The organism is Isoptericola luteus (genome assembly GCF_020297055.1).
Classification (GTDB): Bacteria; Actinomycetota; Actinomycetes; order Actinomycetales; family Cellulomonadaceae; genus Isoptericola; species Isoptericola luteus.
The window spans coordinates 11,964-34,038 of the sequence record NZ_JAIXCQ010000005.1 but is presented as its reverse complement, the minus strand read 5'-3'; the positions used below and the strand labels follow the sequence as shown (position 1 = coordinate 34,038).

Here is a 22,075-nt window from a genome sequence, read left to right as displayed (position 1 = left end):
CACCCCGGAGACCTCCCCCGAAACCGCACGAACGGCGGCCGGCCGGCGTCACGACGGTCGATAGGGTGTCTGACCGTGACGTCCCGGCTGCCCCGCACCCCCCGCCCGACGGCTGCAGTCCTCGCCCTGGTCGTGATCCTCGCCGGGCTCGGAGGGCGGGCCGTGCTCCCCCCGGAGGTCGGCGGCCCCCTCGGGGACGCCCTCTTCACCGTCCTCGTGCTCCTGCTCCTCGTCCTGGTGCGTCCGCGCACGAGCCCGGTCGTGGCGGCCGGTGCCGCCCTCGTGGTCTGCGCGGCGATCGAGCTGTCCCACCTCAGCGCGGTCCCCGCCCAGATCCTCGAGGCGGTCCCGGAGGCGAGGTACGTGTTCGGCACGGCCTTCGGCGCCACGGACCTCGCCTGGTACGCGCTCGGCGCCGCGGCCGGGGGTGCGCTGCTCCACCTGGTCCGGCCGCGCTCGCGCGCCGTCGACCTGGACCTGCGGCACGCGAGGGTGCTGCCGGGGCGTCGTCGCGGCGTGCGGGTCGCGGTCTCGCTCGTCCTGGTGGGCGTGGCGCTGGCCGGGACCGCCGGAGCCCTGGTCTGGACGGTCCGGGGCGAGCAGGCCGACCTGGCCGCCCGGACCGCCACGGCACGCACGGAGCTCGCCGACTCCGCCGACCGGGTCGCCGACACGACGGTGCGGACGGTCCTCACCGCCGCCGTCGACGACGCGCAGGACGTCCTCGACGGCACCCCCCTCCTCGACGTGCGGCCGGGGGACGCCGACCCCCTGCAGGTGCGTCTCGACGAGGGCGTCGCGGCGGTGCGTGCCTCGCGGCTGGAGTTCGCGCACACCGAGGTCGGCGGGGCCCGGGAGGCGCTCGCACCCGTGGCCGAGCGGGCCGAGGTGGTGCTGGCCGCGAGCGACGAGCTGGCCGACGAGGGGCGCGCGGTGGCGGACGACGTCGGCACCACGGCGCGGACCGCGCTCGGGTCCGCGGTCGAGGCGCTGGACGCGAGCGGCGACGACGCCCTGCAGGGCGCGCCGCTCGAGGACGTCGAGGCGGTGGCCGCCACCCTGCTGGCGCAGCTCGACGAGCTCGGGCGTTCCACCACCATGCTCCTGACGGCGCAGGACACCGCCGCCTGCCCGGAGCCCGACCAGGTCTGGTTCCCGGAGGCCGGGCGCCTGGACGACGCCGAGCTCGCGCCGATCCCGTGGGCACCGCAGTACCTGGTGCGGGCCGACGTCCTGGACGGCCTCGTCGAGCTCGACCGCGCCTACCTGGCCGAGTTCGGGCAGCACCTCACCGTCAACTCCGCCTACCGGAGCTATGCGCAACAGATCGACGTCTACAACCCGGACGACCCGAACCCGCTCGCCGCGCCGCCCGGCTGCTCCAACCACGGGCTGGGCACGGCCGTCGACCTGGCCATGGGGCCTGACGGCTTCGACAGCGCCCGCTACCGCTGGCTCACGGATCACGCCGAGGAGCACGGGTGGCACCATCCCGACTGGGCCGGGCCGAACGGGCGTCTCCCGGAGCCGTGGCACTGGGAGTCGGTCGAGACGCCGACGGGCTACGAGTCGTGACGCCTGCCGTGGCTCCTGTCGTGACCCGTGCCCCGATCCGGGCGCGAGCGCTGCCCGCCCGGCCTACCGTGTGCTCGTGACGTTCAACGAGGGTGGGCAGTTCGAGGGCGGCCGGGTCCGCAAGGGCGGCGGTCGCCGGGGCGCGGTCGTGGGTGGCGGCATCGGGGCCGTCGTGGTGGCGCTGCTGGCGGTCTTCCTCGGCGGCGACCTGGGCCAGGTCGTCGGCTCGCTCGGCGGCGCGGTCCAGGAGGGCCCCGCGCCCGTCGGCGAGGGTCAGCAGCAGTTCATCGACGACTGCACGGCCCAGGAGGCGAACAGCGACCGGGAGTGCCGCCTGTCCGCGAGCGTGCAGTCGTTGGACGCCTACTGGGAGCAGGTGCTGCCGGAGCAGGCGGGCGTCGAGTACGTGCCCCCGCCGGTCGAGAGCTTCTCCGGGTCGACGACGACCGGCTGCGGCGCGGCGTCGAGCGCGACGGGGCCGTTCTACTGCCCGCCCGACCAGACGATCTACGTGGACGTGTCGTTCTTCGACCAGCTCAGCTCCCAGTTCGGCGCCGAGGGCGGGCCGCTCGCGGAGATGTACGTCGTGGCGCACGAGATGGGGCACCACGTCGAGCAGCTCTCCGGAGCGATGGACGCCGCCGACCGCGGCGGCAGCGGGCCCGAGTCCGACTCCGTGCGCATCGAGCTCATGGCCGACTGCCTTGCCGGCATGTGGGCGGGGTCCGCCGCGACAGTGGTCGACCCCGACACCGGCGTCACCTTCCTGGACCCGATCTCGCAGGCCGAGCTCGGCCAGGCGCTGGACGCCGCGGCCACCGTCGGCGACGACCACATCCAGCGACAGGCCACCGGCCGGATCACCCCGGAGGGCTTCACCCACGGCACCTCGGAGCAGCGGGTGCGCTGGTTCACCATGGGGTACGAGGGCGGCACGATGCAGGACTGCGACGCCCTGTCCGCCGACACGCTCTGAGCGCCGGCGTCACGAGGCTCCCCCGAGCTCGGCGTTGATGCGGATCCCGTCGAGCTCGCAGTCGTCCGTGTCGCAGAACGCCTCGCCGAGGGCGTCGATCGTCTCCAGGTCGCCGTCGTACACGGCGTCGAGGTAGGCGGGCACGAGTCGCCGCGACGCCGCCTCGTACTCCTCGGCGGTGATCTGCGTGTACGGCATCTGCGGGTAGACGAAGTTGCCCTGGGGCAGGAACGAGGCCGTCTTGAGGCGCCCGGCGAGGTCGCGCAGGACGTCGCCGATCTGCCCGCCCTCGGTCTCCGGGTCGAACGAGAGCGTCACCGACACGGAGTTGTCGGACCAGTACCGCTGCGCGAGCGCGGCCAGCCCGGCCTTCTCCCGCAGGGTGACGTCCTTCTCCGAGCGGCGGGCCGCCGACCGGATCGGGAAGAACACGACCGACGTCCCGGACGGGTCCTCGCCGGCGGGCTCCACCCGGTACCCGGCGGCCCGGAACAGGGTGACGAGCGGGTCCTCGGTGCGGAACCTGATCGCCCGGTGGAAGTAGGTGCCGCCCGGCGCCCAGTGCACGCCCGGGGAGACGCCGGCGACGATGCTCACCGTGCCGCTGGGCTTGACCGTCGTGGTGCGGATCGACTCGCGCACCGCGAGAACCTCCGACAGCTCGGTGTCCCACGCGCGGACCACGCCGTAGCCCTCGTCCATCCATTCGCGCATCACCTCCGTGCCGTGGGTGTCCACGAAGTCCGCGATCCCGGACATCGAGGTGCCCACCCGCCGGTTGCGCTGCATGACGGCGTTGGTCCGCTCCCAGTGGGTGGGCAGCAGGGTGACGGCCTTGCCGTAGAGGAAGGCGATCCGCAGCGTTGCGAAGTAGTCCTCCTTCGACGACGCACGGGACGGGAAGGTCTCCACGAGGGTGCAGCACTCGAACGACTCCAGCGGCTGCTCCGCGCACGGGTTGTAGCCCTGGACCCGGTGGTCCCTGTGGTCGGCGGGGTCGGCCAGCCGACCGTACGCACGGGTGGTGTCGAGCCAGACGACGCCGGGCTCGCCGTTGCGCGCGATCGCCTCCGTCAGGCCCGACAGGTCGGTGGCGGTGTCGACGACGACCGAGTTGTTCGACATCCACGCCCATCCCGGCCGGGCGGGGTCGTAGGAGTTGCGCTCGGGGAAGGCCTCGGGGTTCTTCAGGTCGAGGAAGTCCGGGTCGTCGATCCGGCCGAGCAGGATCTCGGCGGAGCGGCGGACGTTGCCGGCGACAACGCACACCCCGATGAGGTTCCCGATGTCGGCGATGTCCCGGGTGGTCAGCGGCTCTCCGGCGCGTCCCGCCAGCACGCCGCGGAGGGCCGTGTGCAGGCGGTGCAACGGCACGGGGCCGGCGGCCGTGCCGCCGAAGGTCCGGATCGGCGCACCCAGGGGCCGCACGAGCGAGTAGTCCATCACGGGCAGCTCGTCGCCCCGGAGGTAGGCGTCGATGACCATGGCCGTGGAGGCGACCCAGCCCTCCCGGGTGTCGGGGATCGTGTGGACGGGCGTCCCCGCCCCGACCACCGGCGGCAGGGCCCGCCCGGTGGCGTCGAGCACGAGTCCCTCGCTCGCGTCGTGCACCCTCGGGTCCTGCAGCGTCAGGCCCCGGGCGGCGCCGGCGGTGTCGAACCCGACGCCCACGCCGAGCATGGACGCCTCCATGAGAAAGGTGAACGGGAGCGCCGGCTCGGCGGCGCTCATCTCGTCGGTCGAGACGAAGGCGCAGTTCTGCAGGGGCGCGGAGTTGCCGAGGGAGTTGACCAGCGGGGTGCCCATCACCCACAGCCCGCGGCCCGGCGGGCTCCATCTGAGCTCGAAGAGCCGCTCGTAGGCGTCCCGAGCCGTCTCCTGCGCCCAGACCTCGTCCCAGGGCAGTCGCTGCTTCGTCGTGTGGTCCCGCAGGATCGAGAACATGCCCTCGACGACTCGGCGGACCACCTCGTGCCAGCGTTCCTTGGTGCCGTCCTCGCGCTGGCGGGAGTACGTGCGCAGGAACGTGATCTCGCCGAGGGAGTTCCCGGCGGCGTCCGCGTAGCCCCAGGGCACGGGCCGCCCGGCGTACGCCGCGACGAAGGAGTCAGGGAGCTGGAAGGTGAGCACGAGTTTCCTCTCTGGCGGCCGGTGGCCGGGTCAGCGGACAGGCAGCGGGGACGGCGCGGGGACGGCGCTCGACGCGCGCAGGGCGTGGGCGGCGAGGGCGGCCACCGGGACGAGGACGAGGTTGGCCCCGAGCGGAACGAGATAGAACGGCACTCCCGCCGCGTAGGCGGCGAGCAACCCGCTGAGGGAGTCGGCGTACCACTCGCCGCGCCCGAGCATCCAGGTGCCGAAGTTGCTCACCAGGAAGAACAGGGTGCTGGCGGCTGCCCCGAACCCGGCGCCGAGCGCGAGGGTCGCGCGCCGGCTCCGGGCCGCGCGCAGGGCCAGCGCACCCACCGCGACGGCGCACCAGGCCACCCAGACGTAGAGGGAGATCGCCGAGGAGGAGCCGAGGACCACGTCGCCGACGGCGACCGTCACCAGCGGGACCGCGACGGCCGGCACCCGGGGCAGCAGGACGGCCGAGGCCACCGCGAGCACCGTGACGAGCTCGACCCCCGGCGCGAGGAACGTGTGGAGGTTGAGGTCGCGCCAGGCGATCGACACGACGGCGAGAACGGCGACGACGACGTACTTCAGGACGGTGGACATCTGCCTACCTTCATCCGGGACGGAGAACCATGTCTGCGCTGGCCAGCAACGCGAACACTAGCCCTAGTGGTCAGCAGGGCGATAGACCACAAGATGTGGTGTCGTCATGACCCGTCGTCAGGACCGGTCAGCGGCGGGGTCCACGTCTCGCAGGCTCACCGCCCGCGCCCGGTGGGATGCTGCCGCCGCCGCACGCCGCGCCAGCTCGTCCGGCGGCAGGTCGGCCCGCTCCCCGGTCGACGGGTCGCTCACCGCGAGCACGCCGGCCGCCGCCTCGCGAGGACCGAGCACCGCCAGGAGCGCGTCCCGGCGACCCCGGGCGAGGCGGACCCGGTTGCCGAGCGAACCGTCCGCCTCGACCCGCACCCGGACCCCCTGGCGGCGCAGCGCCCGCGCAGCGTCCTCGGCCGCGACGTCGCCCACCGGCAGCACGCACACCTGCACCGGCGCGAGCCAGAACGGCAGCCGGCCGCCGTGCTGCTCGAGCAGGAACGCGGTCATCCGCTCCATGGACCCGACGGTGCCGCGGTGGATCATCACCGGGCGCGCACGGGAACCGTCCGGAACCACGTACTCGAGACCGAACCGCTCGGGCTGGTTGAAGTCGATCTGCACGGTGGCGACGCTCTCGACCTGGCCCCGCGCGTCGCGGACCTGCACGTCGAGCTTCGGTCCGTAGAACGCAGCCTCCCCCGGCCCGTCGACCCACGCGAGGCCCGCGCCGGCGAGGGCGTCGCCCAGCTGGCCCTCGGCGTCGTCCCACCGCGCCGGCTCCCCGAGCCAGCGGCCCGAGTCGTCCCGCCGCGACAGCCGCACGTGGTCGACCTCGATCCCGAGCACCCGCACGACCTCGGCGACGGCGTCGAGCGCCAGCCGCACCTCGGCGGCCACCTGGTCCGGGCGGCAGAACACGTGGGTGTCGTCGAGGTTGATCTGCCGCACCCGGCTGAGACCGGACAGCACGCCGGACCGCTCGGCGCGGAACATCGCGCCGAGCTCGTGGTACCGCACCGGCAGGTCCCGATGGCTGCGGGGCGCCGACGCGTAGACCTGTGCATGGTGCGGACAGTTCGCGGGCCGCAGCACGAGCGGGTCGTCGGTACCGTCGTCGAAGGGCTCGAACATGTCGTCCGCGAACTTGTCCCAGTGACCCGAGCGCTCGAACAACGACCGCTTGCCCAGCACGGGGGTGTAGACGGGCTCGCTCCCGCCCGCGAGCGCGACGTCCTCGGCGAGGCGCTCGAGCTCGCGCCGCACGACCGCCCCGGCCGGCTGCCACAGCGGCAGCCCCGGGCCGACGAGCGGGCTGGTAGCGAAGATGCCCATGTCGCGGCCGAGGTCACGATGGTCGACGGGGGCGGGCCCCTGGGCGTGAGGGGCGGGACGGCTGTTCATGGCGGTGCTCCTTCGTGGGACGGAGCTGCCCAGGGACGACGAAGGCCCCGGAGCGAGCTCCGGGGCCGGTGCGTGAGGTGCTGCGGTGCAGCGGTCAGCGGGCGCCGGAGGTGTCCGGCGTCGTCGTGACCTGTGCGCTGCGCATGCGGTTCACGCTAGCACCCGGCCGTGCCGCGCGTCAGCCGGGTGGGACGCGCCGCAGCCGGAACAGCCGGACCTCCCGGCCCGAGTCCCGCTCGTACGCACGGTAGCCCGGCCACTGCGCCTCGATCCGCTCCCACGCGGCGTCGCGCTCGTCGGGGCGCAGCGGCGTCGCCCGCACCCGGGTCCGTCGCCCGGCGATGCTGACCGACGCCTCCGGGTCGGCCAGCAGGTTGTACGTCCAGGCCGGGTGCCGGTCCTGCGCGAACGCCGTGCCCGCGACGATCAGGCCGCCCGCTCCGTCCGGCGTGTACATCAGGTAGGTCTGCCGCAGGTTGCCCGAGCGTGCACCGCGCGTGTGCAGCACCAGCGAGGGCACCAGCACCGCGCTGAGCTGGAACCGACCCCGCGTCACCAGGGCCAGCGCCCGCTCGACCGGAGGCATGGCCCTGGGCGCCCACCGGCGGAAGGCGCGCGTGCGCGTCAGCGGGGCGACGAGGGAGCGCAGCCTGCGCGCGACGATGCTCACCATCACAGTCTCGCGCGCGCCGATGAGTCCGGCGGCCCGGGCCGGTCCCCCCTGGTGACACACACCAGGAGGAACCGTGGGACTCATCGACATCGAGCTGTTCGCCACCCTCGACCTGGTCGGGCAGTCGCCCGGCGCGCCGGACGAGGACCCGGACGGCTTCGCGTTCGGCGGCTGGCAGGCGCCCCTGATCGACGACGTCGCGGAAGCGCAGATCGCGGCCGCGTACGAGGGCACCGACGCCCTGCTGCTCGGCCGCCGGACCTACGACATCTTCGCCGCCTACTGGCCGCACCAGAGCGGCGACTTCGCCACCCTGTTCAACCGCGTCCCCAAGTTCGTCGCCTCACGCGGCACGCCCGACCTGTCGTGGGCCGGCACCACGCAGCTCGGCCCCGACCTGCCGGCGGCCGTCCGGGAGGTCCGCGACCGGCACGAGCACGTCAAGGTGGTCGGCAGCCTGGACCTGGTGCAGACGCTCCTGCGCGAGCGGCTCTTCGACCGTCTCGACCTGTGGGTGCACCCGATCGTGCTCGGCACCGGGAAGAAGCTGTTCGACGGCGGCGCGGTGCCCTCGAACGTCACGCTGCTGTCCCAGCCCGTGGCGAGCCCGAAGGGCACCGTGTACCTGCGCTACGGGCTGGCCGACGGCGTCCCCGCCACGGGGACGATGTGATTCCAGCGTCCCCGGTGGTGCGCCCGGGTGCCCAGCCCTCGCGGGCCGGCCCCTCTCGACGCGGCCCACCCGGTCATGCCTAGCCGCCCGCCTGAGGTCGCGCAGCCGCGTCCACGCGCCGATGCCGGATCCGAGAAGACCACCCGATCAGGACCCGTGCGCCTGACCGGGCGCGCGATTCATCGCGTCCAGCGTGCACCCGTCCACGGCACGCGCCCACCGGCACGCCGCGGCAGCACGTGCCTGTACCACGCGCGCCTGTCGTTGACGCAGGCGGGCGCCCGTGCGATGAATGACCCCATGCGGCGACGACCGGTGGCACCTCGGGTCCTCAACGGACTGCTCGTGGCCGTGATCGGCACGTGTTTCGTCGTACAGATCGCGGTGATCCTCGCAGGCGGCGTGGACGCGAACTCCGGCCAAGCCACCGAGACCGTCGCCACCGGCGAACGGTTCCGTCGGATGTTCAGCTACTTCACCATCCAGAGCAACGTCCTGCTGCTGGCCAGCAGCGCCACGCTGGCGCTACGGCCCGACAGGGACGGACCCGTATGGCGGGTGCTGCGGCTCGACGCGATGCTCGGCATCGTCATCACCGGGCTGGTGTTCGCCCTGGTGCTGTCGCCGGACGTCGAGCTGTCCGGTCTCGGCCTGTGGCTCACCATCGGGTTCCACTACGCCGCCCCGTGGATCGCCCTCGCGGGCTGGATGATGTTCGGCCCGCGACCGCGCATCACTGCGACGACCGTCGTCCGGGCGCTGGAGTGGCCCGTCGCGTGGGTCGTCTACACCTTCGTGCAGGGCGAGATCACCGGCTGGTACCCGTACCCGTTCCTCGACGTGGACGTCGTCGGGTATCCGGCCGCGCTACGGAGCGTCGGCGTCGTCCTCGCCCTCGGGGTCCTGCTGGCCCTGCTCCTCGCCTACCTCGACCGGCGGCTCCCTGCCCGGCCCGGAGGCAGCGACCAGGGCAGGGTGCCCCGTGGACAGGAGGTGCGGCCTTAGACGTTGAAGCCCAGCATCCGCAGCTGCTCACGGCCCTCGTCGGTGATCTTCTCCGGGCCCCACGGCGGCATCCAGACCCAGTTGATGCGGAAGCCGTCGACGATGCCCTCGAGCGCCTGGCCGGACTGGTCCTCGATGACGTCGGTCAGCGGGCAGGCCGCGGAGGTGAGCGTCATGTCGATCGTGGTGTGGTTGTTCTGGTCGACCTGCACGCCGTAGATCAGGCCCAGGTCGACGACGTTGATGCCCAGCTCGGGGTCGATGACGTCGCGCAGGGCTTCCTCGACGTCCGCCGCGGTGGTGGGCGTGGGGGCGGCCGCCGGCGCGGCCGGCTCGGTCGTGTTCTCGGTCATCGTGTCCTCCGGTTCAGCCCAGCGCGCCGCTGCGCGCGAGGGAGTCCTTGAGCGCCGCCCAGCCGAGCAGCGCGCACTTGATGCGGGCGGGATACTGCGACACGCCGGTGAACGCGCTCGCGTCCCCCAGGTCGTCGAGCGCCGCCTCGTCCTCCAGCCCCTTGCCCCGCGATCCCATGAGGTCGTGGAACGCGGCGTCGAGCCGGGCCACCTCTGCCAGGGGGCGGCCCGCGACGAGCTCGGTCATCACCGAGGCCGACGCCTGCGAGATCGAGCAACCCTGGCCCTCCCAGGACACGCCCGCCACGGTGTCGCCGTCCACGTCGACCCGCAGGGTGATCTCGTCGCCGCAGGTCGGGTTCACCTGGTGCGACTCCCCGCCGAGGTGCCCGGCGGCCACGTCGACCAGGCCCTGGCCGTGCGGGCGCTTCGCATGGTCCAGGATCACCTGCTGGTACATCTGCTCGAGAGAGCTCACTTGCCTGCCTTCACCGTCGCCGAATTCTCAGTCCACACCGAAGAACGCCCGCACGCCTGCCAATGCTTCCCGGAAGGCGGCGATCTCCTCGGTGGTGGTGTAGACCGACGCCGACGCGCGGGCGGTCGCGGCGACGCCGAACCGCCGGTGCAGCGGCTGGGCGCAGTGGTGGCCCACCCGCACCGCGATGCCGCGGTCGTCCAGCACCTGACCGACGTCGTGGGCGTGCACGCCGTCCACGACGAACGACACGACGGCGATCCGGTCGTGCGCGTCGGCCGGGCCGACGATCCGCACGCCCGGGATCTCGGAGATCCGCACCAGCTCGGTGGCCAGGTGCTGCTCGTGGGCAGCGACCGCGTCCATCCCGAGCTCTTCCAGCCACTGCGCGGCCACCCCCATGCCGACCGCCTGAGCGACCATCTGGGTACCGGCCTCGAACCGCTGCGGCGGCGGCGCGTACGTCGTCGCCTCCATCGTCACGACCTCGACCATCGATCCGCCGGTCGTCACGGGCGGCATCGCCTCGAGCAGCTCGCGCCGCCCGTAGAGCGCGCCGACGCCCGTGGGCCCGACCATCTTGTGCGCGCTGAACGCCGCGAAGTCGACGCCGGTCGCGTGCAGGTCCACCGGCAGGTGCGGCACCGACTGGCAGGCGTCCAGGACGGTCAGTGCGCCGACCTGCCGCGCCGCGGCCACGATCTCGGCCACCGGTGCGATCGCCCCGGTGACGTTCGAGACGTGCCCGAACGCCACCACCCGGGTGCGTGCGGTAATGACCGAGCCGAGGTCGGAGAGGTCGATCCGTCCCTCGTCGTCGACGCCGAACCAGCGCAGGACGGCGCCCGTACGGGCGCATAGCTCCTGCCACGGCACGAGGTTGGCGTGGTGCTCCGCCTCGGTGACGACGATCTCGTCGCCGGGGGCGAGGCGGAACCGCTCGGCGGCCGCTCCCCCGCGACCCGCCGTGGCGTTGGCCAGGGAGTACGCCACGAGGTTGATCGCCGCCGTCGCTCCCGACGTCCACACGATCTCGCCCGGGTCGGCGCCGACGAACGCGGCGACCGCCGCCCGGGCCTGCTCGAACGCCTCGGTGGCCTCCTCGGCGAGCTGGTGCGCGCCGCGGTGCACGGCGGCGTTGCGCTGCTCGTAGAACTCGACCTCGGCCTCCAGCACCACGTTCGGCTTCTGCGAGGTGGCGGCGGAGTCCAGGTACACGAGGTCACGACCACCCCGCACCGTGCGCCCGAGCAGCGGGAAGTCCGCTCGCACGGCGGCGAGCTCGGTCGCGGACAGTGCTGCGGGCGTCCCTGCCGGACGCGCGGTGCCGGTGGTGGTCATGTCTGCCTCGTGGGTCCGGGCCGGTCTCAGGCCGACATCGTCGTGCCGGTACCGACGTACCGGTCGTAGCCCTCGTTCTCGAGGCGCTCGGCCAGCTCGGGCCCGCCCTCCTCGGCGATCCTGCCGTCGACGAAGACGTGCACGAAGTCGGGCTTGATGTAGCGCAGGATGCGCGTGTAGTGCGTGATGAGCAGGACGCCGACGTCCGTGTTCTGCTTCGCGCGGTTGACCCCCTCGGACACGACGCGCAGGGCGTCGACGTCCAGGCCGGAGTCCGTCTCGTCGAGGATCGCGAAGCGCGGCTTGAAGAGCTCCATCTGGAGGATCTCGTGGCGCTTCTTCTCACCACCGGAGAAGCCCTCGTTGACGGAACGCTCGGAGAAGGCGGCGTCGATGCGCAGGTCCGCCATCGCGGCCTTGACCTCCTTGCCCCACGTGCGCAGGGCGGGCGCCTCGCCGTCGATGGCGGTCTTGGCGGTCCGCAGGAAGTTGGCCACGGACACGCCGGGCACCTCGACGGGGTACTGCATGGCCAGGAACAGGCCGGCGCGCGCCCGCTCGTCGACGGTCATCGCGAGGACGTCCTCGCCGTCGAGCGTCACGGTGCCCGAGGTCACCTGGTACTTCGGGTGGCCGGCGAGCGCCGAGGCGAGGGTCGACTTGCCGGAGCCGTTCGGGCCCATGATGGCGTGCGTCTCGCCGGAGTTGATGGTCAGGTCGACACCGCGCAGGATCGGCTTGGGGCCTTCCTTGGTGTCGACGCTGACGTGCAGGTCGCGGATCTCCAGGGTGGGCATCTCTTGTGTCTCCAGGTCGTGTAGCGAAAGTCTTTGGGCTGAGTGAGCGTCAGGACGGCGTCAGGACGCGATGGCGAGCGGCTCGTCGACGTCGACCAGGATGCGGTCGCCGTCCACGGTCACCGGGTAGACCGGCACCGGCTGCGTCGCGGGGAGCTGGAGCGGCTTGCCGCTGCGCAGGTCGAACTGCGACCCGTGCAGCCAGCACTCCACGAGGCACCCCTCCACCTCGCCGTCCGAGAGCGACACCTGCCCGTGCGAGCAGATGTCGCTGATGGCGTGCCACCCGCCGTCGACGTCCCGCGCGATCGCGACCGGGACCGTGGTCCCGTCCGCGTCGGCGAGCTCGACGAGCATGGCCTCCTCCGGTCCGAGGTCGTCCACGGAGCAGGCCGGCTGGGCGGTCACGCCTGCTCCGCCTCGCCGGCGGCTGCGGGGGCGATCCCGGTGATGACGCTCATCGACTTCTCCAGCTCGGCCTCGATCGAGGCGATGAGCCGGTCGCGCACGGACGGCACGCCGATCTCCTCGATCAGCTCGGCGAAGAAGCCGCGCACCACGAGGCGACGGGCGTCGACCTCGGGGATGCCACGGGCCATGAGGTAGAACAGCTGCTCGTCGTCGAACCGGCCGGTGGCGGACGCGTGCCCGGCACCGTCGATCTCGCCGGTCTCGATCTCGAGGTTCGGCACCGAGTCGGCGCGCGCGCCGTCGCTCAGCACGAGGTTGCGGTTCAGCTCATAGGTGTCGGTGCCCTCGGCCTCGGCCTGGATCAGCACGTCGCCGACCCACACCGTGTGCGCCCCGACGCCCTGCAGCGCGCCCTTGTAGGTGACGCGGGACTTGCAGCGCGGCACGGCGTGGTCCACGAAGAGGCGGTGCTCCTGGTGCTGGTCCGTGTCGGCGAAGTACAGGCCGACCATCTCGACCTCCCCGCCCTCGGCGGTGAACGTCGCGTCCGGGGTGATGCGCACGACGTCGCCACCGAACGTCACCACGACGTGCTTGAGCTTCGCGTCACGACCCACGCGGGCGCGGTGGCTCGAGGCGTGCACGGCGCCGTCCGTCCAGTCCTGCACGGAGACCAGCGTGAGGTGCGCGCCGTCCTCGACGACGATCTCGACGGTCTGGTTGAGCATCGCGTCGCCACGGTGGTCGATGACGACGACGCCCTCGGCGTGGTGCTCCGCGCGCACCAGCAGGTGCTGGGCCGTGACGTCCTTGGTGACGCCCTCGACCCGCACGGAGGTGACGTCGCTGGCGACGGCCTCGGCCGGGAGCGTGATGACGGTCGCCTCTTGGGCCGCGTTCCAGGCCGTGACGGCCGTGCGGTCGCCCGGCTTGCCCGTGGTGCCCAGGCGCGCGTCGTCCTTGCCGACGATCTCGACCTTGGCCTCCGGCGCCTCGACGACCGTGGTCAGGACGCCGCCGGCGCCCAGGTCCTCGGCGAACAGCGGCTGGAGGCGCGCGACCGGCGAGAACCGCCACTCCTCCTCGCGCCCGGTGGGCACGGGGATGTCGGCGAGGTCGAACGACGTCTTGCGCTCGGCGCGCGACCCCGCGGGGACGACGCCGTGCGAGTGGGCGCCGTCGGCCACGGCGCGGGTGTGATCGGTAGTGATGGCCATCAGCCGACGGACCCTTCCATCTGCAGCTCGATGAGGCGGTTGAGCTCGAGCGCGTACTCCATGGGCAGCTCGCGCGCGATGGGCTCGACGAACCCGCGCACGATCATGGCCATCGCCTCGGTCTCCTCCATGCCCCGGGACATGAGGTAGAACAGCTGGTCCTCGCTCACCCGCGAGACCGTCGCCTCGTGCCCCATGGACACGTCGTCCTCGCGGACGTCGACGTACGGGTAGGTGTCGGACCGGGAGATCTGGTCGACGAGCAGCGCGTCGCACAGCACGGTCGAGGCGGAGTGCGAGGCGCCCTCGAGCACCTGCACCAGGCCGCGGTACGACGTGCGGCCGCCACCACGGGCCACCGACTTGGACACGATGGAGCTGGACGTGCGCGGCGCGGCGTGCACCATCTTGGCGCCGGCGTCCTGGTGCTGGCCCTCGCCCGCGAAGGCGATGGACAGGGTCTCGCCCTTGGCGTGCTCGCCCAGCAGGTAGATCGCCGGGTACTTCATCGTCACCTTGGAGCCGATGTTGCCGTCGACCCACTCCATGGTGGCGCCCTCGGCGGCCGTGGCGCGCTTGGTCACCAGGTTGTACACGTTGTTCGACCAGTTCTGGATGGTCGTGTAGCGCACGCGGGCGTTCTTCTTGACGATGATCTCGACGACGGCCGAGTGCAGCGAGTCGCTCGTGTAGATGGGTGCGGTGCAGCCCTCGACGTAGTGCACGTACGAGCCCTCGTCCGCGATGATCAGCGTCCGCTCGAACTGGCCCATGTTCTCCGTGTTGATACGGAAGTAGGCCTGCAGCGGGATCTCGACGTGCACGCCCGGCGGGACGTAGACGAACGAGCCGCCCGACCACACCGCGGAGTTCAGCGCGGCGAACTTGTTGTCGCCCGACGGGATGACCGTGCCGAAGTACTCGGCGAAGAGCTCGGGGTAGTCGCGCAGGCCGGTGTCGGTGTCGACGAAGATGACGCCCTGCTCCTCCAGGTCCTCGCGGATCTGGTGGTACACGACCTCGGACTCGTACTGCGCGGCGACGCCGGCGACGAGTCGCTGCTTCTCCGCCTCGGGGATGCCGAGCCGGTCGTACGTGGCCTTGATGTCCTCGGGCAGCTCCTCCCAGGACGTGGCCTGCTTCTCCGTGGAGCGCACGAAGTACTTGATCCGGTCGAAGTCGATGCCCGTGAGGTCGGCGCCCCAGTTCGGCATCGGCTTCTTGTCGAACAGGCGCAGCGCCTTGAGGCGGGCCTTGAGCATCCACTCGGGCTCGTCCTTCAGCGCCGAGATGTTGCGCACGACGTTCTCGTTCAGGCCACGCTGGGCGGTCTCGCCCGCGGCGTCGCTGTCGCGCCAGCCGTACTCGTAGGCACCGATCGAGGCGATGATCTCGTCATCGCTCTGCTTGTCGGCGCGCTGCTCGCCAGAGGCCTGGGCGGCGTCCTGGGTGGGAGCACTCATCGTGATCCTTCCTGCTGGCCGCTGACGCGGCTCGCGGGGGTGGGGGTCGATACGGTCGGGGGGATCGGGATGTTCGTGACGCAGGCGTGCGCGCCGCCCGCGATGGTGGCCAGCCGCTGGACGTGGGTGCCGAGCAGCTCGGAGAAGGCCTTGGCCTCCGCCTCGCAGAGCTCGCCGAACTCTTCGGCCACGCCCTGGACGGGGCAGTGCCCCTGGCAGAGCTGGATCGTGGGGACGAGCGTGCCGACGGGGCGCACCGAGGCCGCGTAGCCTTCCGCGGCCAGGAGGTCGGCAAGCTGTGCGGCACGCCCCTGCGGGTCGGTGGCGGTCAGCCGGGGCGCGAAGCGCCGCACCACGGCGTCGTACCGCTCGGCGGCGAACCGCGCGACGGCGTCGTGGCCGCCGACCTCGCGCAGGTGACGCATCACCTGCGCGGCGAGCTCGGAGTAGCCGCCCGCCAGGTCCGACTGTCCGCGGGTGCTGACGACGTACCGGCGCGCGGGCCTCCCGCGGCGGCCGGTCGAGGGACCCGCCTCACGGACGACGATCGTGCCGTCCTCCTCGAGGACGCCGAGGTGGCGGCGGACCGCTGCGGACGTGAGGCCGAGGGCCTGGGCGAGCTCGGCCGCCGAGACCGGGCCCTCCGCGGCCACGAGCTCGAGCACCCGGCGACGCGTGGTGCCGTCGAGGTCGCCGGTGGCCGGGCCTGACGGCGCAGGCCGGTGCGCCACGGGGGTCGTCGTCATGCGCACCTCCTCCGGTCGTCACCCTGCGGGACGGCGCCGCCAGGGGCACACGTCACCCTGCGCAGCATCGTCGATATAGAGAACATCCTTGTTGCGTAATCCAGGATGTCAAGCAAGGCAAGCCTCACCAGGCCCGGCAAAAAGGGCCGATGTGAGCCGGATGTCGCGAAGATCACTCCTCCTCGTCGACCACCTCGCCCTCGACGATCTCCCCCCGCCGGGTCGGTGGACCGCCCGCGGCCGCCTGCGCGCCGAGGGCGCGCAGCTTCAGCCCGAGCGCGAGCATCGCGACGCCGATCACCACGGCGAAGACGCCGATGAGCACGGACAGACCGACGATCGCGCTGCCGGGGTTGACGAAGCACACGACCGCCAGCGCGATCAACAGGACGCCCGCGATCAGGTTCCACACCCACGACGCCCCGCCCCGCCGGCGCAGCGCCGGCACGACGAACAGCTGCAGCAGGCCGAGCAGCAGCGCCCAGATCGCCACCAGCACCAGCGCGATGCCGAGGAAGACCTCCGGGAGGAACAGCAGCAGCGCCCCCAGGACGAGCGCCACGACGCCGACGCCGGTGTTCACCGAGCCGGCGGACGAGCGCCGCCTGCGCAGGCCGTCGACGAGGCTCACGAGCCCGTCAACCAGCACGAAGATGCCGAAGACCTGCACCATGAGCCCCGGCGTCTTGTCGGGCAGGAAGATCGCCAGCAGGCCGAACAGCAGGGCCAGGACGCCGCGGACGACCGGCCAGTACCAGATCCTGCGCGCCAGGGCCGCCACGTCGGCCGGGGGTGTGAACGTGTACAAGGTCATGGCTTCTCCCGCCTCTTCCTGCAGATCCCGGTCGGTGGAGTCCGTAGAATCTTCCGGTGCCCACCAGCATCGCGCCATCCGGCGTCGTCCCGACGGCGGACCACGCCGTCGTCGTCCACCAGCTCGTCAAGCGCTACGGCGGACGCGACGTCGTCGACGGGCTGGACCTGGTCGCGCGTGCGGGCGCCGTCACCGCGGTGCTCGGCCCCAACGGGGCGGGCAAGACCACCACCGTCGAGTGCTGCGAGGGGCTGCGCACCCCCGACGCGGGCAGCGTGCGGGTGCTCGGCCTCGACCCCGTCGCCGACGCCCGTGCCCTGCGGCCGCGGGTCGGCGTCATGCTCCAGGACGGCGGCCTGCCGACCGGGGCGCGCGCCGGGGAGGTGCTGCGCCACGTCGCCGCGATGTACGCCGCGCCGCGCGACACCGGTGAGCTCTCCGAGCGGCTCGGGGTGGACTTGTTCGCCCGCACGACCGTCCGGCGCCTCTCCGGGGGCCAGCGCCAGCGACTGGCCCTGGCGGCCGCCGTCGTCGGACGGCCCGAGGTGGTCTTCCTCGACGAGCCCAGCGCCGGCATGGACCCCCAGAGCCGGCACGCCGTGTGGGAGCTGGTGCGCGAGCTCCGCTCCGACGGCGTCGCCGTCGTGCTCACCACGCACCTCATGGACGAGGCGGAGGACCTCGCGGACCACGTGCACGTCGTCGACCGTGGGCGTCTCCTGGCCTCCGGCACGGTCCACGACCTGCTCACGACCGAGCCCGACGGCGACGCGGGCACCCTGCGGTTCGACACCGTCGCGGGCCTCGACCTCGCCCCGCTCACCGCACGGCTCAGCACGGTCACGCCGGACGCGGCGACCGGCTGGTCCGCCGCCGAGGCCGAGCCCGGGTCCTACGTCGTGACGGGGCCGGCCGACCCGCGCACCCTCGCCGAGCTCACGGCCTGGCTCGCCGACCACGACGTCCTCGCGGGCCGCATCACGGTGGGCCGCCGCACGCTGGAGGACGTCTTCCTCGACCTGACGGGACGGCACCTGCGATGAGCGACACCACCACGAGCGCTCCCCCGCCGGCCCCCGGGACCGCGGGCGCGGCCTCCCCCGCGCGGCGCGTGACGGCCCAGGCGGGCTTCGAGACCCGGACCATCCTGCGCAACGGCGAGCAGCTGCTCGTGACGATCGTGCTCCCCGTGCTCGTCCTCGTCGGCCTCGCCCGCACGAGCATCATCGGGCTCGACACCGGCGGGCTGCCGCGCATCGACTTCGTGACCCCGGGCGTGCTCGCCCTCGCCTGCGTCACGACGGCGTTCACGTCGCAGGCGATCGCGACCGCGTTCGACCGCCGCAACGGCGTGCTGCGCCTCCTGGCCACCACACCCCTGGGCCGCAGCGGGCTCCTGGCGGGCAAGGTGCTCGGCGTCCTGGCCGTCGAGGTGGTCCAGGTCGTCGTCATCGGCGTCACCGCGCTCCTGCTGGGCTGGCAGCCCCACGTCGCCGGCATCCCCGCGGCCGTCGGCGCCGGCCTGCTCGGCACCGCGGCCTTCACCGCTCTCGCCCTGCTGATCGCGGGCACGCTGCGGGCCGAGGGCGTCCTCGCCGTGGCGAACCTCCTGCTGGTGCTCCTCGTCGTGGGTGGCGGCCTGCTCGTGCCGCCGGACCAGCTGCCCGGCCCGCTGGCGCACCTCGCCACGTTCCTGCCCTCCGGGGCCTTGGGCGAGGCGATGCGCGGCGCGCTGCTGGGGACCGGGGTGCCGCCCCTGGCCGTCGTGGTCCTCGCGGCGTGGACGGCGCTGCTGGCCGGGGCCACGGTCCGCTTCTTCCGCTGGCAGTAGCGCCCGCGGACGTCGTCCCGGGACCCGCACCCGGCACCCCGCCGGGCCCGGGCGGGCGAAGGTCACAACCCTGGGCGCCCGTTCGCGCCGGAGCACGCCGCCACGAGCGCTAGCGTGGACCCGTGACGTCGCCAAGTCCTGCCGTGCGCCCCTCCGTCGACCCCGAGACGTCGGAGCAGCCGGACCGCTTCGCCCGGTTCCGCCCCTGGACCCGTGGGGTGCTGCTGGCCAACGTGATCGGGCAGATCCTCATCATCGGCACCGGCGGCGCGGTGCGCCTGACCGACTCCGGGCTCGGCTGCTCCACGTGGCCGCTGTGCGAGCCCGGGCAGTTCACCCCCCAGTTCCACGAGGCGTCGTCGATCCACCCCTACATCGAGTTCGGCAACCGCACGATCACGGGCGTCCTGGGCGTCATCGGCATCATGGTGCTCCTGCTCGTGTGGACCGACCGCGACCGCACCGCCCGGTACCGCGCGCTGGGCGTCGTCCCCCTCGTCGGCGTGCTGGCGCAGGCCGTCATCGGCGGCGTCGTCGTGCTGCTCGACCTGCACCCCGGCTGGGTCTCTCTGCACTTCGGCGCGTCCGCGGCCCTCGTCTGGTTCAGCGCCTACCTGCTGCACCGGCACGGCGAGGGCGACGGTGCCCCCGTGCCCGTGGGCAACCGGCAGGTGAGCACGCTGGGCGCGCTGCTCGGCCTGCTGCTCGTCCCGGTCGTCACCCTCGGGGTGCTCGTCACCGGGGCGGGGCCGCACTCCGGCGACGACGAGGTCGGGTACCGCCTCGCGCTCGACCCGCTCGAGGTGACCCGCGCCCACTCGGGCTCCGTGTGGCTCTTCGCCCTGGTCCTCGTCCTGCTCATCGTCCTGCTGCACCGCCTGCCGGCCGGGGCGGGCGCCGCCGTCGTCCTCGCGCGGCGGGCCGCGTGGCTCCTGCTGGGCGTGACGCTCGCCCAGGGCCTGATCGGCTACGTGCAGTACTTCACCGGCCTGCCGGAGCTCCTCGTGGGGCTGCACATGGTCGGGGCCGGCACCCTCGTCTGGGCCACCGCTCACGCCATCCTGCGCCTGCGCACCCGCGCCTGACGACCCGGGCCCCGGGCACGACCCCCGGGCCCCGGCCCCCGGGCACGACGCAGGCCCCCAGGGGCCCGACCCGCGGCGACCTAGCTGCCGGTCGGTGCGTCGGGCAGCGCCCCACGGCGGTGGGGCCAGGGCGCGTCGGCGGGGCGCAGCGACGCCCACCCCTGCGTACGGCTCGCCGCCGCGGCGAGGACCCCCACGACCGTCGACGGGTTGTGCAGGCTGCCGTCGAGCACGAGGCCCACCGCCTCGTCCAGCGGCACCCAGACGGGGACCATGCCGGCCTCCTCGCCCGTGCGCGTGTGCCGCTCGTCCCCGGGCACCTCGGCGAGGCCGCGTGCCAGGAACACCCGCACGGCCTCGTTGCTCGCGCCGGGCGTGGTCGCATAGTCCGCGAGCACGGCCCACACCTCGGCCGTGAGGTCGGCCTCCTCGGCGAGCTCGCGCGCCGCCGCGCCGACCGCGGGCTCGCCGTCGACGTCGAGCAGGCCCGCCGGGACCTCCCACAGGGACGAGCGCACCGGGTGCCGGTACTGCCGCAGGAGCAGGACGCGGTCGTCGTCGTCGAGCACGACGACCGCCACGGCACCCGGGTGGTCGACGTACTCACGCGTCACCACGCCCGCCGGGCCCAGGTCGACGTCGTCGCGCACCAGGTCCATGATCCGGCCACGGTGCAGCGTCTCGTGACGCCGCACCGGGCGCGGGTCGACCTCGTCCACGACGCTGCCGTCCGTGCCGTGACCGCCGTCGGCGCCCGCGGCACCCGGGGGGCGGGTCACGCCGTGGCACCCTGCCGCACGAGGGCCGCCGCGACCAGCCCGGAGAACAGCGGGTGCGAGCGGGTGGGGCGCGACTTGAACTCGGGGTGCGCCTGGGTGCTCACGTAGTACGGGTGCACGTCGGCGGCGAGCTCGACGAACTCCACCAGCGTCCCGTCGGGCGACGTCCCGGAGAACACGAGACCCTCGGCCTCGAGCTGCTCGCGGTAGATGTTGTTCACCTCGTAACGGTGACGGTGCCGCTCGGACACCCGCTCCGACCCGTACGTCTTCGCGACGACCGAGCCCGGGGTCAGGTGCGCCTCGTACGAGCCGAGCCGCATCGTGCCGCCCAGGTCGCCCTCACCGCCGACGATGGCGAGCTGCTCGGCCATCGTGGCGATCACCGGGTGGGTGCTGTCCGGCTCGAACTCCGTCGACGACGCGTCCTGGAGGCCCAGCACGTTGCGCGCGTACTCGATGACCATGGACTGCAGGCCGAGGCAGATGCCGAGGGTGGGCACCAGGTTCTCGCGCGCCCAGCGCAGGGCGCCCAGCTTGCCGTCGATGCCGCGCACGCCGAACCCGCCGGGCACCAGCACGGCGTCCACCCCCTGGAGCGACTCCTGAGCGCCCTCGGGCGTCTTGCAGTCGTCGGCCGCGACCCAGCGGATGGTCACCTTGGCGTCGTTGTCGAACCCGCCGGCCCGCAGGGCCTCGATCACCGACAGGTACGCGTCCGGCAGGTCGATGTACTTGCCCACCAGCGCGATCTCGACGGTGTGCTCGGGCTCGTGCACCCGCTCCAGGAGGCGGTTCCAGCCGTCCCAGTCGACGTCGTGGAATGGCAGGTCGAGGCGGCGCACCACGTAGGCGTCAAGGCCCTCGGAGTGGATGACCCGTGGGATGTCATAGATCGACGGCGCGTCGGCGCAGTTGATCACGGCCTCGTTGTCGACGTCGCACATCAGCGCGATCTTGCGCTTGATGCCGTCCGGGACCACCCGGTCCGAGCGCAGCACGATCGCGTCCGGCTGGATGCCGATCGAGCGCAGCGCCGCGACGGAGTGCTGCGTCGGCTTGGTCTTCAGCTCCCCCGAGGGGCCGATGTAGGGCACCAGCGAGACGTGCAGGAAGAAGCAGTCGTCCCGTCCGAGCTCGTGGCGCACCTGCCGCGCCGCCTCGAGGAACGGCTGCGACTCGATGTCGCCGACGGTGCCGCCGATCTCGGTGATGATGACGTCGACGTCGGACCCGGCCTGGTCACGCATGCGGGACTTGATCTCGTCGGTGATGTGCGGGATCACCTGCACGGTGTCACCGAGGTACTCGCCGCGACGCTCCTTGGCGATGACCCGGGAGTAGACCTGACCGGTGGTGACGTTCGAGGAGGCCGGGAGCTCGACGTCGAGGAATCGCTCGTAGTGCCCGATGTCGAGGTCCGTCTCGGCGCCGTCCTCGGTGACGAAGACCTCGCCGTGCTGGAACGGGTTCATCGTGCCCGGGTCCACGTTGAGGTAGGGGTCGAGCTTCTGCATCGTGACGCGCAGGCCGCGGGAGCGAAGGAGCCGGCCGAGCGACGACGCCGTCAGACCCTTGCCGAGCGAGGAGGCCACACCGCCCGTCACAAAGATGTGGCGCGTCTGGTGCGTGGCACCGGCGCGGCTGGTGGATCGGGGCTGGAGTCGGTTGGTGTCGGCCACGGAACTCCATCCTAAACGACAACCGCCCGCTCGCCCGCGATGTGGGCCCCCGGCGGCGTG

General features: G+C 72.9%; 22 protein-coding genes. 7 read left to right on the top strand and 15 right to left on the bottom strand.

What is annotated here, in order from left to right; genetic code table 11:
* Positions 1-75: 75 nt before the first annotated feature.
* Both LEP48_RS08825 and ypfJ read left to right on the top strand, forming a co-directional pair.
* Positions 76-1,575 (top strand): M15 family metallopeptidase, encoded by a 1,500-nt coding sequence (locus tag LEP48_RS08825; protein ID WP_225565226.1) that lies wholly within the window; start codon positions 76-78, stop codon positions 1,573-1,575.
* Positions 1,576-1,651: 76 nt separating this feature from the next.
* Positions 1,652-2,551: a KPN_02809 family neutral zinc metallopeptidase gene (gene ypfJ, locus LEP48_RS08820; RefSeq protein WP_225565225.1), complete on the top strand. Its 900-nt coding sequence runs from the start codon at positions 1,652-1,654 to the stop codon at positions 2,549-2,551.
* Between the two features lie 9 nt (positions 2,552-2,560).
* Here ypfJ and nrdJ read toward each other — a convergent pair whose 3' ends face one another.
* The 4 genes from nrdJ to LEP48_RS08800 form a co-directional block, all read right to left on the bottom strand.
* Positions 2,561-4,681, bottom strand: coding sequence for a ribonucleoside-triphosphate reductase, adenosylcobalamin-dependent (gene nrdJ / locus LEP48_RS08815; protein ID WP_225565224.1), 2,121 nt, complete (start codon positions 4,679-4,681; stop codon positions 2,561-2,563).
* Between the two features lie 30 nt (positions 4,682-4,711).
* A complete protein-coding gene (locus LEP48_RS08810; RefSeq protein ID WP_225565223.1) occupies positions 4,712-5,272 on the bottom strand; it encodes a DUF6580 family putative transport protein in 561 nt (186 codons plus the stop codon).
* A gap of 117 nt (positions 5,273-5,389) precedes the next feature.
* Complete coding sequence (thrS, locus tag LEP48_RS08805; RefSeq protein ID WP_225565222.1) at positions 5,390-6,667, bottom strand: threonine--tRNA ligase; 1,278 nt, start codon at positions 6,665-6,667, stop codon at positions 5,390-5,392.
* A 178-nt stretch (positions 6,668-6,845) separates the two neighbouring features.
* Positions 6,846-7,337: a nitroreductase family deazaflavin-dependent oxidoreductase gene (locus LEP48_RS08800; RefSeq protein WP_422723818.1), complete on the bottom strand. Its 492-nt coding sequence runs from the start codon at positions 7,335-7,337 to the stop codon at positions 6,846-6,848.
* 76 nt (positions 7,338-7,413) lie between these two features.
* Between LEP48_RS08800 and LEP48_RS08795 the strand changes: the two genes are divergently transcribed.
* Both LEP48_RS08795 and LEP48_RS08790 read left to right on the top strand, forming a co-directional pair.
* Positions 7,414-8,013 carry a dihydrofolate reductase family protein gene (locus LEP48_RS08795; protein ID WP_225565220.1) on the top strand — a complete coding sequence of 200 codons (600 nt, stop codon included), beginning with the start codon at positions 7,414-7,416 and terminating at the stop codon, positions 8,011-8,013.
* A gap of 300 nt (positions 8,014-8,313) precedes the next feature.
* Positions 8,314-9,018, top strand: a complete 705-nt coding sequence (locus tag LEP48_RS08790) for a Pr6Pr family membrane protein (RefSeq protein ID WP_225565219.1) — start codon at positions 8,314-8,316, stop codon at positions 9,016-9,018.
* Here LEP48_RS08790 and LEP48_RS08785 read toward each other — a convergent pair.
* The 9 genes from LEP48_RS08785 to LEP48_RS08745 form a co-directional block, all read right to left on the bottom strand.
* On the bottom strand, positions 9,015-9,371 hold the full coding sequence (locus LEP48_RS08785) for a metal-sulfur cluster assembly factor (RefSeq protein ID WP_225565218.1): 357 nt from the start codon (positions 9,369-9,371) through the stop codon (positions 9,015-9,017). The genes LEP48_RS08790 and LEP48_RS08785 overlap by 4 nt on opposite strands.
* A 13-nt stretch (positions 9,372-9,384) precedes the next feature.
* The gene (gene sufU / locus LEP48_RS08780) at positions 9,385-9,849 is read right to left on the bottom strand and encodes a Fe-S cluster assembly sulfur transfer protein SufU (RefSeq protein WP_225565217.1); all 465 of its coding nucleotides are present in this window, start codon (positions 9,847-9,849) and stop codon (positions 9,385-9,387) included.
* Between the two features lie 27 nt (positions 9,850-9,876).
* Positions 9,877-11,190 (bottom strand): cysteine desulfurase, encoded by a 1,314-nt coding sequence (locus LEP48_RS08775; RefSeq protein WP_225565216.1) that lies wholly within the window; start codon positions 11,188-11,190, stop codon positions 9,877-9,879.
* 26 nt (positions 11,191-11,216) lie between these two features.
* Positions 11,217-11,987 carry a Fe-S cluster assembly ATPase SufC gene (gene sufC / locus LEP48_RS08770; RefSeq protein ID WP_225565215.1) on the bottom strand — a complete coding sequence of 257 codons (771 nt, stop codon included), beginning with the start codon at positions 11,985-11,987 and terminating at the stop codon, positions 11,217-11,219.
* Positions 11,988-12,047: 60 nt separating this feature from the next.
* A complete protein-coding gene (locus LEP48_RS08765) occupies positions 12,048-12,395 on the bottom strand; it encodes a non-heme iron oxygenase ferredoxin subunit (protein ID WP_225565214.1) in 348 nt (115 codons plus the stop codon).
* Positions 12,392-13,615 carry a Fe-S cluster assembly protein SufD gene (gene sufD / locus LEP48_RS08760; RefSeq protein WP_225565213.1) on the bottom strand — a complete coding sequence of 408 codons (1,224 nt, stop codon included), beginning with the start codon at positions 13,613-13,615 and terminating at the stop codon, positions 12,392-12,394. Before sufD ends, LEP48_RS08765 begins: the two co-directional genes overlap by 4 nt.
* Positions 13,615-15,078: a Fe-S cluster assembly protein SufB gene (gene sufB, locus LEP48_RS08755; protein ID WP_225565212.1), complete on the bottom strand. Its 1,464-nt coding sequence runs from the start codon at positions 15,076-15,078 to the stop codon at positions 13,615-13,617. Before sufB ends, sufD begins: the two co-directional genes overlap by 1 nt.
* On the bottom strand, positions 15,075-15,824 hold the full coding sequence (locus LEP48_RS08750) for a helix-turn-helix transcriptional regulator (RefSeq protein WP_225565211.1): 750 nt from the start codon (positions 15,822-15,824) through the stop codon (positions 15,075-15,077). The genes sufB and LEP48_RS08750 overlap by 4 nt, the downstream gene beginning before the upstream one ends.
* Before the next feature lie 172 nt (positions 15,825-15,996).
* A complete protein-coding gene (locus LEP48_RS08745; RefSeq protein WP_225565210.1) occupies positions 15,997-16,638 on the bottom strand; it encodes an HdeD family acid-resistance protein in 642 nt (213 codons plus the stop codon).
* A 56-nt stretch (positions 16,639-16,694) separates the two neighbouring features.
* On the opposite strand from LEP48_RS08745, the gene LEP48_RS08740 reads away from it, so the two are divergent.
* The 3 genes from LEP48_RS08740 to LEP48_RS08730 all read left to right on the top strand — a co-directional run bounded on the left by LEP48_RS08740 (position 16,695) and on the right by LEP48_RS08730 (position 19,554).
* Entirely contained in the window at positions 16,695-17,681 is a 987-nt protein-coding gene (locus tag LEP48_RS08740) for an ABC transporter ATP-binding protein (RefSeq protein WP_225565209.1), read from the top strand.
* Complete coding sequence (locus tag LEP48_RS08735) at positions 17,678-18,469, top strand: ABC transporter permease (protein ID WP_225565208.1); 792 nt, start codon at positions 17,678-17,680, stop codon at positions 18,467-18,469. Before LEP48_RS08740 ends, LEP48_RS08735 begins: the two co-directional genes overlap by 4 nt.
* Positions 18,470-18,591: 122 nt before the next feature.
* Positions 18,592-19,554: a COX15/CtaA family protein gene (locus LEP48_RS08730; protein WP_422723817.1), complete on the top strand. Its 963-nt coding sequence runs from the start codon at positions 18,592-18,594 to the stop codon at positions 19,552-19,554.
* An 80-nt stretch (positions 19,555-19,634) separates the two neighbouring features.
* On the opposite strand, the gene LEP48_RS08725 is transcribed toward LEP48_RS08730, so the two are convergent.
* Both LEP48_RS08725 and LEP48_RS08720 read right to left on the bottom strand, forming a co-directional pair.
* Complete coding sequence (locus LEP48_RS08725) at positions 19,635-20,333, bottom strand: NUDIX domain-containing protein (RefSeq protein WP_422723816.1); 699 nt, start codon at positions 20,331-20,333, stop codon at positions 19,635-19,637.
* Positions 20,330-22,015: a CTP synthase gene (locus LEP48_RS08720; protein WP_225565207.1), complete on the bottom strand. Its 1,686-nt coding sequence runs from the start codon at positions 22,013-22,015 to the stop codon at positions 20,330-20,332. Before LEP48_RS08720 ends, LEP48_RS08725 begins: the two co-directional genes overlap by 4 nt.
* Positions 22,016-22,075: the final 60 nt, after the last annotated feature.

Excerpts from the sequence above, each read along its gene's own strand:
- LEP48_RS08785 (WP_225565218.1), bottom strand. The coding sequence starts at position 9,371 with ATGACCGAGAACACGACCGAGCCGGCCGCGCCGGCGGCCGCCCCCACG.
- LEP48_RS08735 (WP_225565208.1), top strand. The coding sequence starts at position 17,678 with ATGAGCGACACCACCACGAGCGCTCCCCCGCCGGCCCCCGGGACCGCG.
- LEP48_RS08745 (WP_225565210.1), bottom strand. The coding sequence starts at position 16,638 with ATGACCTTGTACACGTTCACACCCCCGGCCGACGTGGCGGCCCTGGCG.
- LEP48_RS08790 (WP_225565219.1), top strand. The coding sequence starts at position 8,314 with ATGCGGCGACGACCGGTGGCACCTCGGGTCCTCAACGGACTGCTCGTG.
- sufD (WP_225565213.1), bottom strand. The coding sequence starts at position 13,615 with ATGGCCATCACTACCGATCACACCCGCGCCGTGGCCGACGGCGCCCAC.
- LEP48_RS08750 (WP_225565211.1), bottom strand. The coding sequence starts at position 15,824 with ATGACGACGACCCCCGTGGCGCACCGGCCTGCGCCGTCAGGCCCGGCC.
- sufC (WP_225565215.1), bottom strand. The coding sequence starts at position 11,987 with ATGCCCACCCTGGAGATCCGCGACCTGCACGTCAGCGTCGACACCAAG.
- LEP48_RS08810 (WP_225565223.1), bottom strand. The coding sequence starts at position 5,272 with ATGTCCACCGTCCTGAAGTACGTCGTCGTCGCCGTTCTCGCCGTCGTG.
- thrS (WP_225565222.1), bottom strand. The coding sequence starts at position 6,667 with ATGAACAGCCGTCCCGCCCCTCACGCCCAGGGGCCCGCCCCCGTCGAC.
- LEP48_RS08775 (WP_225565216.1), bottom strand. The coding sequence starts at position 11,190 with ATGACCACCACCGGCACCGCGCGTCCGGCAGGGACGCCCGCAGCACTG.
- sufB (WP_225565212.1), bottom strand. The coding sequence starts at position 15,078 with ATGAGTGCTCCCACCCAGGACGCCGCCCAGGCCTCTGGCGAGCAGCGC.